The organism is Arthrobacter sp. 10N44_2 (assembly GCF_056394385.1).
On the sequence record NZ_JBFTHT010000011.1, the window covers coordinates 48,501 to 62,032 of the forward strand.

Annotated in this window: 14 protein-coding genes; 9 read left to right on the forward strand and 5 right to left on the reverse strand. The window is 68.3% G+C overall.

Annotated elements, in window-relative coordinates; translation table 11 throughout:
* The first annotated feature begins 61 nt into the window (after positions 1-61).
* The 6 genes from AC1DBX_RS12970 (at position 62) to AC1DBX_RS12995 (ending at position 6,852) form a co-directional block, all read left to right on the forward strand.
* Positions 62-1,075: a medium chain dehydrogenase/reductase family protein gene (locus AC1DBX_RS12970; protein ID WP_476931920.1), complete on the forward strand. Its 1,014-nt coding sequence runs from the start codon at positions 62-64 to the stop codon at positions 1,073-1,075.
* Between the two features lie 114 nt (positions 1,076-1,189).
* Positions 1,190-1,762: an MOSC domain-containing protein gene (locus AC1DBX_RS12975; protein ID WP_223913536.1), complete on the forward strand. Its 573-nt coding sequence runs from the start codon at positions 1,190-1,192 to the stop codon at positions 1,760-1,762.
* Positions 1,763-1,913: 151 nt separating this feature from the next.
* Positions 1,914-2,846 (forward strand): LysR family transcriptional regulator, encoded by a 933-nt coding sequence (locus AC1DBX_RS12980; RefSeq protein WP_476931921.1) that lies wholly within the window; start codon positions 1,914-1,916, stop codon positions 2,844-2,846.
* Between the two features lie 116 nt (positions 2,847-2,962).
* A complete protein-coding gene (locus AC1DBX_RS12985; protein ID WP_476931922.1) occupies positions 2,963-4,060 on the forward strand; it encodes a tartrate dehydrogenase in 1,098 nt (365 codons plus the stop codon).
* 166 nt (positions 4,061-4,226) lie between these two features.
* The gene (gene dctA / locus AC1DBX_RS12990) at positions 4,227-5,690 is read left to right on the forward strand and encodes a C4-dicarboxylate transporter DctA (RefSeq protein ID WP_476931923.1); all 1,464 of its coding nucleotides are present in this window, start codon (positions 4,227-4,229) and stop codon (positions 5,688-5,690) included.
* Position 5,691: 1 nt separating this feature from the next.
* A complete protein-coding gene (locus AC1DBX_RS12995) occupies positions 5,692-6,852 on the forward strand; it encodes a glycerate kinase (protein WP_476871390.1) in 1,161 nt (386 codons plus the stop codon).
* Positions 6,853-6,886: 34 nt separating this feature from the next.
* On the opposite strand, the gene AC1DBX_RS13000 is transcribed toward AC1DBX_RS12995, so the two are convergent.
* The 5 genes from AC1DBX_RS13000 to AC1DBX_RS13020 form a co-directional block, all read right to left on the reverse strand.
* On the reverse strand, positions 6,887-7,363 hold the full coding sequence (locus tag AC1DBX_RS13000; protein WP_476931924.1) for an SRPBCC domain-containing protein: 477 nt from the start codon (positions 7,361-7,363) through the stop codon (positions 6,887-6,889).
* 84 nt (positions 7,364-7,447) lie between these two features.
* Complete coding sequence (locus AC1DBX_RS13005) at positions 7,448-8,497, reverse strand: sulfate/molybdate ABC transporter ATP-binding protein (RefSeq protein ID WP_476873410.1); 1,050 nt, start codon at positions 8,495-8,497, stop codon at positions 7,448-7,450.
* Positions 8,494-9,315, reverse strand: coding sequence for an ABC transporter permease (locus AC1DBX_RS13010; protein WP_028275168.1), 822 nt, complete (start codon positions 9,313-9,315; stop codon positions 8,494-8,496). Before AC1DBX_RS13010 ends, AC1DBX_RS13005 begins: the two co-directional genes overlap by 4 nt.
* Before the next feature lie 5 nt (positions 9,316-9,320).
* Positions 9,321-10,139 carry a molybdate ABC transporter substrate-binding protein gene (gene modA / locus AC1DBX_RS13015; protein ID WP_476931925.1) on the reverse strand — a complete coding sequence of 273 codons (819 nt, stop codon included), beginning with the start codon at positions 10,137-10,139 and terminating at the stop codon, positions 9,321-9,323.
* Positions 10,136-10,546 carry a TOBE domain-containing protein gene (locus AC1DBX_RS13020; protein WP_223913528.1) on the reverse strand — a complete coding sequence of 137 codons (411 nt, stop codon included), beginning with the start codon at positions 10,544-10,546 and terminating at the stop codon, positions 10,136-10,138. The genes modA and AC1DBX_RS13020 overlap by 4 nt, the downstream gene beginning before the upstream one ends.
* Before the next feature lie 263 nt (positions 10,547-10,809).
* On the opposite strand from AC1DBX_RS13020, the gene AC1DBX_RS13025 reads away from it, so the two are divergent.
* The 3 genes from AC1DBX_RS13025 to AC1DBX_RS13035 all read left to right on the forward strand — a co-directional run bounded on the left by AC1DBX_RS13025 (position 10,810) and on the right by AC1DBX_RS13035 (position 13,479).
* Positions 10,810-11,394, forward strand: coding sequence for a hypothetical protein (locus AC1DBX_RS13025; RefSeq protein ID WP_476858112.1), 585 nt, complete (start codon positions 10,810-10,812; stop codon positions 11,392-11,394).
* Positions 11,395-11,637: 243 nt separating this feature from the next.
* Complete coding sequence (locus tag AC1DBX_RS13030; RefSeq protein WP_476873416.1) at positions 11,638-12,933, forward strand: cation:proton antiporter; 1,296 nt, start codon at positions 11,638-11,640, stop codon at positions 12,931-12,933.
* Between the two features lie 366 nt (positions 12,934-13,299).
* Positions 13,300-13,479: a hypothetical protein gene (locus tag AC1DBX_RS13035; RefSeq protein ID WP_018775517.1), complete on the forward strand. Its 180-nt coding sequence runs from the start codon at positions 13,300-13,302 to the stop codon at positions 13,477-13,479.
* The last annotated feature ends 53 nt before the right edge of the window (positions 13,480-13,532 follow it).

Genomic DNA, 13,532 nt, shown 5'->3' on the forward strand with positions numbered 1-13,532 from the left:
GACAAGGACCGGGCGGCAAGAGGCCGGTGTGCGGAGCGTGTGCCGAGCGTAGAGTGAGCCCATGAAGCGTGTGGTGATCGACCGCTTCGGCGGCCCCGAGGTCCTGCAGGTGGTGGAGGTCGACGATCCACGGCCCGGCCCGGGCGAAGTCCGCGTCAGGGTCCTGGCTTCGGGGGTCTCTTTCACCGACGCCCAGCTGCGCGCCGGCACCTACCTCGGCGGACCGAAGCCGCCTTTCACGCCCGGCTATGAGCTCGTCGGCATCGTTGATGAGCTCGGGCCCGGTTGCTCGCGGGTACGGGTCGGGGACCGCATCGGCGCGCTGACGGTGTGGGGCGCCAACGCCGAGCGCGTCTGTGTGCCAGAGGCATACGCGGTGGATGTGCCTGAGGACCTCGACCCGGCCGAGGTCGTAAGCCTCGTCTTCCCCTACATGACCGCCTACCAGCTGCTGCACCGGACGGCCCAGGCGAAGCCCGGGGAGAGTGTTCTGGTTCACGGCGCGGCAGGCAGGGTAGGGGCCGCCATCCTCGAGCTCGGAGCACTGGCCCGCCTCCGCCTCTACGGGACCGCCTCCGGCCGGGACCGCGCGGCAGTTGAGCGGCTGGGCGCGGTGGCGATCGACTATCAGAACGAGGATTTCCTGGCCCGAGTGCGCGGGCTCACCGGCGACGGCGTAGACATTGCCCTCGACGGGATCGGTGGGCCGTTGTCTCTGCGCTCCTTCCGCGCGCTGCGGCCCGGCGGTCGGCTCGTTGTGTTTGGCCGCTACGCCACCATCGCGCAGGGGCGCAAGAACTGGCCGGGCGTGATCGCCTGGTACGCGGCAACGGGGAGCGTCGCCCTCTGGGGCTGGCTGTCACCCCGCCGAAAAGTGTTGTCCTACCGGATCCAGAAGCTGCGCATCCACCACCAGGACTGGTTCAGGGCAGACTTCTTCGCGCTGCTCGAGTTGCTTCGCCGCGGCGAGATTCACCCGGTGGTGGCCGAGCGCCTGCCGCTTTCCGACGTTCGCCGCGCCCATGAGCTGCTGGGGAGCACCGCGTCGAAAGGGAAGATCGTGCTCGTACCCTGATGAGGCCCCGCCGAGTTCGCGGGAAGCCTGCGAGGTCGCCGCAAGGTTCCGGCGAGTCCGCACGTTTCCGGCGACTTGGCGCGCCGGCGCTGCGAGGGAGGATAGTTTTAGGGCATGACGGCAAGCTACAGGTACGACGTCGAGATTCTGCACCTCCTTGTCTCGCCGGCGCACGCCTACTTCGGCCGCGCCCGCGATGGTGCGGCGCAGGTCCCCACGACGGACGCGGACCAAGTGGAACTTGTGGCCGGCAAGGGCATCGTCGGCGACCGGTTCTTCGGCAAGGCCGCGCACATGGACGCCGCCGTCACCCTCCTCTCGATCGAGGCCCTCGAGGCGATGGCCAAGGAACTGGCAGCCGGCCCCTTTGACCCGCTCCTGACCCGGCGCAATGTGGTCCTCCGGGGCGCCCAGCTCGCTCCCCTGCTCGGCGAAGAGTTCGCGCTCGAGTCGAGGGGCAACGTGGTCCGGCTCCGGGCCGGACGGCCAGCCCACCCCTGCGCCTGGATGGACCGGATGCTTGCCCCCGGCGCGCACGCCGCCATGCGCGGCCGGGGAGGCGTGCGCTGCCAGCCGCTTTCGACCGGCCTCCTGAGCCGCGGCCCGGCCGTGCTGGTCAGCCCCGTCCCGCTCGACCCCGGGCAGGCCGGCGTCCCCACGCTGCTGCGCCCCTCCCGGCTGCCGTAGCGGCGCGGTCGACGGCGAGCGGCGATCATGTTCTTTGCCGCGGAGGTGGAACAAATGCTCATCCGAATCGTCGGCAGGAAATAGGCTCGGACTCATCGATCAGGCGGCCGCACGGCAACCGTCAAGCGCAAAAACCGGTGAAGGAGCCAGGGTGGACACCCGAAAGCTGAAGTATTTTCTGGCTGTTGTTGACCACGACGGGTTCAGCCGGGCCGCGGAGCACCTGCTCATCGCCCAGCCATCGCTCTCGCAGACCATCGCCGCCCTCGAGAAGGAGCTGGGCGTGCCGCTCTTCCACCGGATCGGGCGGCGGGCGGTGCTCACCGAGGCGGGCAAGGAGCTGATCGGGCCGGCCCGGCTCGTGATGCGCAACCTCGATGCTGCGCAGTCCGCGGTGCAGTCGGTGCGTGGGTTGCGCAGCGGACGGCTGGACATCGTCACGATGCCCTCACCCGGGATCGAGCCCCTGTCCTCGATGATCGCCGCCTTCACCCGGGCGCATCCCCTGGTCAGGCTCAATGTCAGCGCCGCCTTCACCCCGGAGGACGTCATCGAGTCTGTCCGAAGCGGCAGCACGGAGATCGGGCTGGCAGGCTCCCCCAAGCCCATCAAGGTTCCCGGCGTTGAGGTGCTGGAGCTCGATCGCCAGCCGCTGATCCTTCTCGTCAATCCCCAGTCCGATACGTTTGGCGCCGCAACAACGATCCAACGCGAGGAGCTGGCCGGCCACCGCCTGGTCGCGAGCCAGCGCGGTTCGCTGATGCGCTGGCTTGTGGACGATGCACTGGCGCGGGGGATCGACGCCGAAATCGTCGTCGAGGTCGCCCACCGGACCTCGATCCTGCCGTTGGTCCTGGCCGGGGTCGGCCACGCCGTGATGCCGTCGTCGTGGGCGCCCCTGGCCCACAAATCGGGGCTGCGGACGCTGCTGATCGAACCCGTGTCCTACCTGGATGTTGCCGTTCTCAGCAGGAGGGACGACCTGACCCCCGCAGCCCGGTCCTTCCTGGCGGTGGCGCGGCTGCACGCGGCCCCGCCACCGCCAGGAAGGACAGACACGCCTCCCCCGGCGCATCATCAATAGGCTGAACCTATCTAGCGGATCGGATCTTGGTCTTGGACGGCATGTGGTGCCGGCCCGTCTACTTGAAGAGGAAGGCAGTGTGACGCTGCTAACACACTCAACGAGGAGGTCGGCACATGAGCGCCACCCAGAAATTCAGCATCGCTTCAATCCCCGCAGACGGAGTCGGCAAAGAGGTCGTCTCCGCCGGACGCCGGGTCCTGGACGCCCTGGCGCAGAATTCCGGCGGCAAGTTCGCCTTCGAATGGACCGAGTTCCCGTGGGGCTGCGAGTACTACGCCAAGACGGGCCAGATGATGGACCCCGACGGACTGGACACCCTCAAGGACTTCGACGCCATCTACTTCGGCGCTGTCGGCTGGGAAAACGTCCCGGACCACATCAGCCTCTGGGGCCTGCGCCTGAATATCACGCAGAACTTTGACCAGTGGGCGAACATCCGTCCGGTGAAGTTCCTCCCGGGCATCCAGTCCCCGCTGCGCAAGGCCGACACCACCGAGCTCGACTGGATTGTGGTCCGCGAAAACAGCGAAGGCGAGTATGCCGGCCTCGGCGGGCGGAACCTCAGCGGCCGCGGCCCGGGCAACGAGGTCGCCCTGCAGACCGCGCTGTTCACCGAGAAAGGCTGCGAGCGCATCATCCGCTTCGCGTTCGATCTGGCCCGGACCCGCACGGTGAAGAAGGTCTCCTCCGTCACCAAGTCCAACGCCCAGCAGTACGGCATGGTCCTCTGGGACGAAACCTTCCAGCGGGTTGCCCTGGACTACCCCGATGTCGCCACCGAGAGCGTCCTGGTCGACGCGATGAGCGCCAAGTTCATCCTGCACCCGGAAGACCTCTCCGTGGTCGTCGCCTCCAACCTGAACGCCGACATCCTCTCCGACCTCGGCTCGGCCCTTGCCGGCAGCCTCGGCCTGGCGGCCAGCGCAAACCTGAACCCGGAGCGCCGCTTCCCGTCCATGTTCGAGCCGGTGCACGGCTCGGCCCCGGACATCGCGGGCAAGGGCATCAGCAACCCGATCGGCGCGATCGCCAGCGCAGCCCTGATGCTGGACCACTTCGGCCTGCACGAGGAAGCCTGCCGCGTCGAGGCCGCCATCGAAGAGGCAACCGGCGCCGGCCACCTGACCCGCGACGTCGGCGGCGACGCCACCACCGCGGACGTCACCGACGCCATCATCGAGGCCCTGGCCCGCACCCTGGCGGCCGTCTAACGCTTCCGTCCAGCGCTGCGGCGCACTGAAACGGACGACGCCGGCCGCGCGGCCGCCGTCGAACGCTACACACTGCACGGGGCGGCTGCGCCGAACTGGCACCCGCCCCGCGCAAACCCCCACACTTAAAGCATCTCCAGAGACATTCCACAATGAGGTAGGAATCATGGGACACATCACCACCGCGGGCACGGAAATCCCGGCCCCCAAGAAACGCTGGTACAGGCAGCTGTACTTCTGGGTATTGACCGGCATCGTCCTCGGCATTCTGGTGGGCTGGCTGGCCCCGGCCGCGGGCATTGCCATGGAACCGATCGGCACCACCTTCGTCAACGCCATGAGAATGCTGATCGGCCCGATCGTGTTCCTGACCATCGTCGGCGGCATCGCCAGCGTCGCGGATCTGAAGAAGGTCGGCATGACCGGGCTGAAGGCCCTGACGTATTTCCAGATCGGCACGATCTTTGCCCTGCTCTTTGGCCTGGTCGCCATCAACATCTTCCGCCTCGGCGACGGCGTCAACGCAGACGCCAGCGCGATCAAGACGACGGACTCCGCGGCCAAACTCATCGACGCCGGCGCCCACCAGGAATGGTGGCAGTTCCTGACCCACATCATCCCCACCAGCGTCGTCGCGCCCTTCGTGGAAGGCGACATCCTCCAGATCATCTTCATCGCCGTGATCTTCGGCGTCGCGCTGAACGCCATGGGCAAGGTCGGGGCGCCCGTCCTGGACGGTGTCCAGCGCCTCACCGGGGTCATGTTCAAAATCCTGGGCTTCATCATGAAGGCCGCCCCGCTGGGCGCGTTCGGCGCGATGGCCTTCGCCGTCGGCAAGTACGGCGTCTCTTCCCTCTCCAGCATGGGCGGGCTGATCGCCCTCTTCTACGCCACCTCGATCCTCTTCGTCGTCGTGGTCCTCGGCTCCGTCATGGCCTTCCTGAAGCTGAACATCTTCAAGATGATCCGCCACCTCAAAGAGGAGTACCTGCTCATTCTGGGCACCTCCACTGCCGAACCGGCCCTCCCGGGCCTGATGCGCAAGCTCGAGCACGCCGGTGTGAAGAAGGAAACGGTCGGGCTCGTCGTCCCCACGGGCTACAGCTTCAACCTCGACGGCGCCGCCATCTACCTTTCCCTGGCCGCCGTCTACATCGCCCAGGCAACCAACACGAACCTGACCATCGGCCAGCAACTGGGCCTCATCGCGGTCATGCTGCTCACCTCCAAGGGCGCGGCAGGCGTCGCCGGCGGCGGCTTCATCGCCCTGACCGCCACCCTGTCCACGCTCGGCACCATCCCTGCCGCCGGCATCATGCTTATCTTCGGCATCGACAAGTTCATGTCCGAGTGCCGGGCCCTGGTGAACTTCACCGGTAATGCCGTCGCCACCTTGTTCATCGCCTGGTGGGACCGCACCCTGGACGCGGACCGCGTCCGCCGCGTCTTCAACGGCGAAACTGTTGAGCCGCTGCCCAGCGAGGACCCGGTCCTCCCGGACGGCTACGGCGACATCGACGATGACCTGATCGAATACGGCCACCACACGCACCCGGAGCGCACAGAAGCCGCCGATGCCGATTCGACGGCCAAGGACACCCGCCGCCCTGCCTACTCAGAAACCATCTGACATGTTCAACACCACCGCCCCGAAAACCGTGCGGACCCTCATCGCACCGGACAAGTTCAAAGGCAGCCTCACGGCCGGCGAGGTGGCCGACGCCCTGGCCGCAGGGCTCCGCGCCGGAGCCGGCTCCACCGGCGGGGCCGGAGCGGTCCACTGCGAGCTGCTTCCCCTGGCCGACGGCGGGGACGGCAGTGTGGACGCCGCCGTCGCCGCCGGCTTCACCCGGCACCGCCACACTGTCACCGGGCCCACCGGCCGGCCCGTCCCGGCCGGCATCGCGTTCGACGGCACCACCGCCGTCGTCGAGGTCGCCAACACCTGCGGCCTGGCGCACCTGCCGGCGGGCCAGCTGGAACCCTTGGCGGCCTCCAGCCGGGGCTTTGGGGAAGCGATCCTGTTCGCCCTCAGTCTCAACCCGGCCAGGATCGTCCTGGCGCTGGGCGGAAGTGCCAGCACCGACGGCGGCATGGGAATGCTCACCGCCCTGGGCTACGGCTTCCACGACGCCCGCGGCCGGCAGCTCCACGGCAGCGGAGAGTCACTGGCGCAGATCCACACCATCCGCCGGACCAGGTTCCCCGAACTGGACAGCACGGAACTCGTGGTCGCCAGCGACGTCCACAATCCACTGCTCGGGCCCGGCGGCGCGCCGGCGGTCTTCGGACCCCAAAAGGGCGCCGGACCGCAGGACGTTGCGGCACTGGAGCACGGGCTGGCGCACCTCGTCGCCACGATGACGGACGCCGGATTTGAGGACGCCGCCGAACTGGCGCAGCGCGAGGGCGCCGGAAGCGCCGGCGGGATCGGCTTCGCCTGCCTGCTGCTGGGCGCCAAGCAGGTCTCGGGCGCCGACTACTTCCTGGACCTGCTCGATTTCAACAACCGCAGGGACAGTTGCGACATCGTCATCACCGGCGAAGGCAGCATCGACGAACAGACCCTCGCCGGCAAGCTTCCCGCCGCCGTCGCCCGGAGGTCCGGAACCCGCCCGATCATCGCGGTGGCCGGCCGTTCACTCCTCCCCCGGGAAAGATGGTCCGAACTGGCGCTCACCCGGGTCTACACCCTGGCCGAGTACACCGACCAGGACTCCGCCAAAGACCCCGGACTTTCCGCCGCCCTGCTGCAGAGGATCGGGAGGGACATCGCGGCAAGCCTGCTGTAGGCGCTAGCGGAATCTGGCCCCGCGGTCGTACTGCCTAATCGCGCTCTGGCTCGTCCCGCCCTGACTCTTCCCGCTCTGGCTCGTCCCGCTCCGCGATTCCTTTCACGCTCTTCACCAGGCTGTCCCACATGTCCTTGGAGTGGTCGGCGTCCTCGGCACTGGCGTTGTTGTCCTGGGCGAGCGTCAGTTGCGTGGCACCGGCTTGGTCCTCGAGCGTCCAGGTCAGCGTGTGGTAGTTCTCCGGCGCATCCGCCTGGCCGCTCAACGGGCTGAAGTGCGTGACAACAAGCCGCCGTCCGGGTTCCAACTCGAGGATGCTGCCCCTGTCCTCGTACTCCTTGCCGTCCCAGGTGCCCCGCCACAGGATGGGTCCGCCTACCGTCCAGTCGGTCACGAGTTCGGTGCCGAACATGAACTCCTTGGCGGCATCGGGATCGGTGATCACGGACCATACGCGGCTCGCGGGCGCCCCGATGGTGATGGTCGAGGTCGCCACATACATTCCAGGCATAGCTTCCTTTCCTCGCGGAGTCGCTCGGCGCCGGCAGCGCCCGGCACCGAGACTACTCCGCCGGGCGGAACGTGCGGAAGCTCCCTAGGCCGGGTAGATCGCGATGGCGGCGGCCTTGATGACGAAGTAGACGCTCATTCCGGGGATGAGGCCGAGGTCGGCTGACGCGGCCGGGGTGATGTCGGCGGAGAGTCGACCGGCACGGACACGGATCTGATCGCCGTGGGGCTCCAGGTCCGTGATGATCACTTGGAATGAGTTTCGCGGACTGCCGTGCTCTTCGGTGAGGAACACCGATACCGCCGAGGGCGGAAAGACCGCTACTCCGTCCTGCCCGGGCTCGATGGTCTCGTCCCGGTGGCCCGCGACGACCATGCCCTCGGCGGTGGTCACCCCGGCGTCGCTGACAGTCCCCGCCACCAGGTTCAGCCCGGCCAGTCCGGCGGCGAACCGGCTGCGCGGTTTTTCCAGGACTTCGCGGGTGGGGCCCTGTTCGGTGATCCGGCCGTCCTCGAGGACGATCACCCGGTCGGCCAGCATGAGGGCGTCGAGGATGTCGTGGGTGATGATGATGGCCCGGCGGCCGGCGAGGACGCGCTTGAGGAGCCGGCGGAGCAGCGGGGCGGCATGGATGTCGAGCGCGGCCATGGGCTCGTCCAGGAGTAGCAGGTCGGGGTCGGCGGCGAGGGCGCGGGCCACGGCCACCCGCTGGGCCTGTCCGCCGGAGAGCTGTCCGGGGCGCCGCGAGGCGAGGGAGTCGGCGTCGACTTCACTGAGCCAGTGCATGGCCGTTTCGCGGGCCGCTGCGCTGGAGGCGCCGGCGCTGCGTGGCCCGAACGCGACGTTGTCCAGTGCGCTGAGGTGCGGAAACAGGAGGGCTTCCTGGGCCAGCAGCGCCGTGCCCCGGGTGTGCGGGGCGCGCCAGATGTTGGTGTCCGCGCTCAGGTCGAAGAGGACTTTTTCGCCGATCGTGGCTTTGCCGGCATCGGGGCGCAGCAGGCCCGAGATGATCGAGAGGAGCGTCGATTTACCGGCCCCGTTGGGCCCGAGGATGGCGATTGTCTCGGCCGGTCCGAGGCTGAAGGAGACCTCGAAGCCCCGTGCGGCAAGGGTTGCGTCCAGCTGAAAGGTCACCGGAGTGCTCCTTCCGGTGCCACGCCAAGGCGCGGGCGCCGGTAGGAGAGCCCGACGACGGCCACCGCCACGGCGACCAGCAGGAGGGAGAGCGCGACGGCGGCGTCGGCGTCGGTTTCGCGTTGCAGATAGATCTCCAGCGGCAGGGTGCGGGTGACGCCCTGCAGGCTGCCGGCGAAGGTCAGGGTGGCACCGAATTCGCCCAGGCTGCGGGCGAAGGACAGAACGGCGCCGGAGGCCAGGCCGGGGAGCACCAGCGGGATGGTCACCCGGCGCAGCACCGTGCCCGGGCGCGCCCCGAGGGTCGCGGCGACCGCCTCGTACTTGTTGCCGGCGGTGCGCAGGGCGCCTTCGAGGCTAACCACCAGGAACGGCAGGGCAACGTACGTCTGGGCGAGGACGACGGCGGTGGTGGAGAAGGCGATCTGGATTCCGGCCAGTTCCAGGCTTTTGCCCAGCAGTCCCTGGCGGCCGAAGGTGTAAAGCAGGGCGATGCCTCCCACTACGGGAGGCAGGACCAGCGGCAGCAGGACGAAGGCCCGGAGCAGGCGCTGGCCCGGGAACGGGCTTCGGGCCAGGATGAGTGCGAGCGGCACGCCGAGGACGATGCAGGAGGCGGTGCTCGCCGCGGAGGTACGCAGGCTCAGGCCGAGCGCGGTGAGTGAGGATTCGGATGTGATCAGCGGGATGAATTCCGACCAGTTGACCCTGGCGACCATTGCAACCAGCGGCAGCAGGACGAAGAGTGCCCCTGCTGCCGCGATGGCATATATCCATGCCGGGATGCCGGTGTACCCGGTGCCGCTGCGCCTGTGCATGCCGTTTACGGGGTGCCGAATCCGGCGTCGCTCAGGACCGTCTTGCCCTCGCTGCCGGTGACCGCGGCGACGAAGGCAGCGGCGAGCTCCTTGTTCTTGCTCGTGCCGACCGTGGCGATCGGGTAGGTGTTTACGGCCTGGTCCGACTCGGCGAAGGGGATGCCTTTGACCTTGTCGCCGGCGTTCCTGACATCCGTGACATAGACCAGCCCGGCGTCGGCCTCACCCGAGGTGACCTTGCCCAGGACATCCGTGACGGACGATTCCTCGCTGACCGGCGCCAGGGTGGTGCCGGTGGCTTTTTCGACGGTCTCGGCCGCGGCGCCGCAGGGAACCTGCGGTGCGCACACCACGACCTTCACGCCCGGCTTGGCGAGGTCGGCGAAGGAGCTGATCGATGCCGGGTTGGACGGCGGAACCGCGATCTCCAGGACGTTCGTGGCGAAGTTGGCCGGGGCGCCGTCGATCAGTTTCGCATCGGTCAGCTTGGTCATGTTCTTGGTGTCGGCGGAGGCAAAGACATCGGCCGGGGCGCCCTGGGTGATCTGCGTGACCAGGTCCGAGGAGCCGGCAAAGTTCAAAGTGATTTTGGTGCCGGGGTTCTTCGCCTCGAAGTCGCTGGCCAGCTTGGTGAAGGTCGATTTCAGCGAGGCCGCGGCGTAAACGGTGATCGCTCCGGACAGCGTGGGGGTCTCACTGGCCCCGGCGCTGGAGTTGGAGGCGGTTCCGGCTGCCCCGGGCGTGCCGGCGGCACAGCCGGCCAGGCCCGCGGCCAGGGCGCCGGCCGCCAGCAGTGCGGGGACGTGCTTGCGGGCGGTCCTCATATGAGGCTCTTTCCGTGGGGCGTTTCGATGATGACGGTGGTGGCTTTGACCACGGCGGTCGCCACGGATCCAAGTTCCAGGCCCAGTTCCCGGACGGCTTCGCTGCTCATCAGGGACACGACGCGGAAGGGCCCGCACTGCAGCTCAACCTGTGCCATGACTTTGTCAGCGGTGATGCCCGTGACCAGGCCGACGAACCGGTTGCGGGCGGAGCGGCCTATCTTGGTGGGGTCATCGGGAAGCTGTGCCTGGTCGCGGGCCAGGTGGGCAAGTTCCAGGCCGTCCACGGCCAGCCGGCCGGAGTCATCCTTGACCGGGGTCAGTATCCCATTCTCGGTCCAGCGCCGGACGGTGTCGTCACTGACCCCGAGAAATCGTGCTGCTTCGGAAATGCGGATTTTCGGCATACCTCCATAATCACCTATTTGCGGCAATTATGGGGAAACTGATCCGCAAATCAGTAAAGAATCCTCGTTTGGGGTCGTCCGAGGCGCAGCCGGGTCCGGCCCCCGGGATCCTCGAACTCAAGGCGCATTTCAGGCCGGCCGGTGGCGCCGCCGCCGGGCGCCGCCCGCTGGGTGGCCACCAGGAGCGACGGCGGGTCGATTTTCCCGCCGCCCGGGACGATAATCGGAGGTGACCGGACAGCTTCTGCCGAGAGGAGCCGGCCGTGGCACCCACCACCCTGCTGGCAGGATTCAGATCTGCGATCGCCGCCCTCACGTTGGGGGTGCTGCTGCTGACCGGAACCGGCTGCTCCTCCGACAACCCCGCGGAAACCACGAAGATCACGCCGGCGACCAACGGGATCAACACCGTGGTCGGTCCGATGAAGCTGGCGGACATGCTCATCCTCTCCCACGGAGCGGACCAGCCCGGACGGATCATGGGCACCGTATTCAACACGTCCGCCAAAGACGCGGTTGTCACCATCTCCGGCGCTTCCGGATCGACGGTATCGATTCCGGTCAAGGCCAACGGCGAAACGTCTTTGGCCCAGCCTCCGGCCATGATGCTGGACCCCACCACGGGATCCCCCGGGTCCCTGGTCACGGTCCGGGTGAGCGAGGACTCCACAGGTAAGTCGGCCGAGCTGCAGCTTCCGGTCCTCGACTCCACGCTGCCCGAATACCAGTCGTACATGCCCGCGACGCCCGGATCCGGGACTGCCTCCGCCAGCCCGTCACCCACGCTGCCCGGGAACACCACCGCTCCATCCGGGACCGGGTCCCCCAGCCCCTCCCCCAGTCCGTAGCCCGAAGCCCCGCCCCAAGCGCCCGCTAGGGAATCGCGGCGACGACGTCGATCTCCACGAGGAAGTCCCCCAGGACAGGGCTTAGTTCTCTGGCGCGGTCCCGGGCCGGCGGATTAACTTGAACTGCAGGGGAACGTTTAGTGCAATCGGCGGAGGGAGCGTGATCCCTGTGGGCGGACCCACCCGGCTGCTGGAATCGGGCCACCCTCACGCGGCGCCCACGGAAACGGGCGCCGATCCGTCATGGAGCTGACGGTCATTGTCCTCATCACCGCCCTCCTGTTCGCGTGGGCGCTGGTGTCGGCGCGGCTGCAGCAGGCGGACCTGACCGCTCCCATTGTGTTCACCGCTGTCGGCGCAGCCCTGGCCTGGTCCGGGCTGGTCAGCGGCCCGTCGCCCCTGGCGAGTATCACCCCGGTTGTCGAGGTCACCCTGGTGTGGGTGCTCTTCTCCGACGCCGCCCGCTTGCCGCTCCAGCAATTGCGCCGGGACGTGAGCCGCTACGTGCGGCTGCTGGGAGTCGGCCTGCCGCTGACGATTGTGTTCGGGTGGGCCCTGGCCGCCTGGTTCTTTCCCCAGTTCGGGTTCTGGCTGGCCCTCCTCGTCGGCGCTGCGCTTGCCCCTACCGACGCCGCACTCGGAATACCCGTGGTGACGAATCCGGCGGTGCCGTCGCGGATCCGCCAGCTGATCACGGTCGAAAGCGGCCTCAACGACGGCATCGCCACCCCGGTCGTCATGCTCGCCATCGCCGGCGCGGCTGCCGCAGCAGGCCTGGAGAGCGCCGAAGGCCCAGGCAGCGCGGCCATGGAGCTGCTCATCGGCGCCGGCGTCGGCGCAGCGGCCGGCGCCGCGGGCGGGTGGCTGCTCCAGCTGGCCCGCCGGCGCGGGACCGCAACCGAGGACTTCGCCGGCATCGGCGTCCTGGCCCTGAGCCTGCTCTCCTACAGCGCCGCACTCGCGGTGGGCGGCAACGGCTTCGTCGCCGCGTTCTGCGCCGGGCTGGCGTTCGGCACCTGCGCCGGGGAACGGGGGCCGGCCGAACTGGCCTTCGTTGAGCAGATGAGCGGCCTGGTGTCCCTGCTCGTGTGGCTGGCCTTCGGAGCCATCACCGTGCCGATCATGCTGGAGCACTCCCTCCCCCTGACCGTCGCCTATGCCGTGCTCAGCCTCACGGTGGTGCGGATGCTGCCGGTAGCGCTGGCCTCAATTGGCGCCGGCCTCGACCGGAATACCGTCCTGTTCGTGGGCTGGTTCGGCCCGCGCGGACTGGCGTCCCTGGTGTTCGCGCTGCTGGCGCTGGAAGCCCTTGGACCAGTGTCCGATCAGGCTGTGGCCGTCATCGCCGCCACCGTACTGCTCAGCGTCCTGGCCCACGGCTTCAGCGCCGCACCGCTGGCTGCCCGCTACGGACGGGCCGCTGCCGCAGCGGGACCGGAGCCCGGCGGACCGGTGCCGGTCTCTCCGGCCCCCGCCCGGGGGCTGAGTCGCATGCACATCCACCCTCCGCATTTTCGGTCGAAGCGGTCCCGTCCCTAGACCGCACTGAACCGTCCGCGCTGGACTCGGGTGCCGTCGTCGCCGTTCACGTTCCGCCGCAACGGGCTGTGATGAGTCTCACGCGTAAATTTCGCCATCTGGCTTGAGCAGCCAGCGCGGCGCTGTGCACTATGGAAAGGCGAGGCAGGGACTGCGACGTTCCTGCCGGTGCAGCCTGACGATTTCCCGCGACGTTCCGCGTCCGCAGTAAACGCCGGGCACCCATCCTGGTGGACGCAATGAGGCCAAACCGGTGAGCTCGCAGAGCTGCCCACGGTCTCAGGCGTTCCTGGTTTGGCCCCTACGGCGGCTCCGCATCGGTGCGGCAGCCGGACATCCGGATTCATGAAATGGAAGCACTGAACAATGACGTTTGAAACTGCCAACTCTGTAACCCACAAGCTCTGGGACCGCTCCACCATGCACCACGAGCTGGACGCACTGGTCCACGAGCTCTCCGAGCGCCACAACACCGCCAAGAGCAACATCGCGGTCCACGCCAGCGGCCCGAACACCTTCACCCTCAGCCTGAACCACGGCGCCTAAAGCCCGGGTTCCAGGCAGCAAGGCCGAACGACGACGGCGGGACCCACGTCCCG

Bases quoted from the DNA above. Each gene is read 5' to 3' on its own strand.
- AC1DBX_RS12970 (WP_476931920.1), top strand. From the start codon at position 62: ATGAAGCGTGTGGTGATCGACCGCTTCGGCGGCCCCGAGGTCCTGCAG.
- AC1DBX_RS12975 (WP_223913536.1), top strand. From the start codon at position 1,190: ATGACGGCAAGCTACAGGTACGACGTCGAGATTCTGCACCTCCTTGTC.
- AC1DBX_RS12985 (WP_476931922.1), top strand. From the start codon at position 2,963: ATGAGCGCCACCCAGAAATTCAGCATCGCTTCAATCCCCGCAGACGGA.
- dctA (WP_476931923.1), top strand. From the start codon at position 4,227: ATGGGACACATCACCACCGCGGGCACGGAAATCCCGGCCCCCAAGAAA.
- AC1DBX_RS12995 (WP_476871390.1), top strand. From the start codon at position 5,692: ATGTTCAACACCACCGCCCCGAAAACCGTGCGGACCCTCATCGCACCG.
- AC1DBX_RS13000 (WP_476931924.1), bottom strand. From the start codon at position 7,363: ATGCCTGGAATGTATGTGGCGACCTCGACCATCACCATCGGGGCGCCC.
- AC1DBX_RS13010 (WP_028275168.1), bottom strand. From the start codon at position 9,315: ATGCACAGGCGCAGCGGCACCGGGTACACCGGCATCCCGGCATGGATA.
- modA (WP_476931925.1), bottom strand. From the start codon at position 10,139: ATGAGGACCGCCCGCAAGCACGTCCCCGCACTGCTGGCGGCCGGCGCC.
- AC1DBX_RS13020 (WP_223913528.1), bottom strand. From the start codon at position 10,546: ATGCCGAAAATCCGCATTTCCGAAGCAGCACGATTTCTCGGGGTCAGT.
- AC1DBX_RS13030 (WP_476873416.1), top strand. From the start codon at position 11,638: ATGGAGCTGACGGTCATTGTCCTCATCACCGCCCTCCTGTTCGCGTGG.
- AC1DBX_RS13035 (WP_018775517.1), top strand. From the start codon at position 13,300: ATGACGTTTGAAACTGCCAACTCTGTAACCCACAAGCTCTGGGACCGC.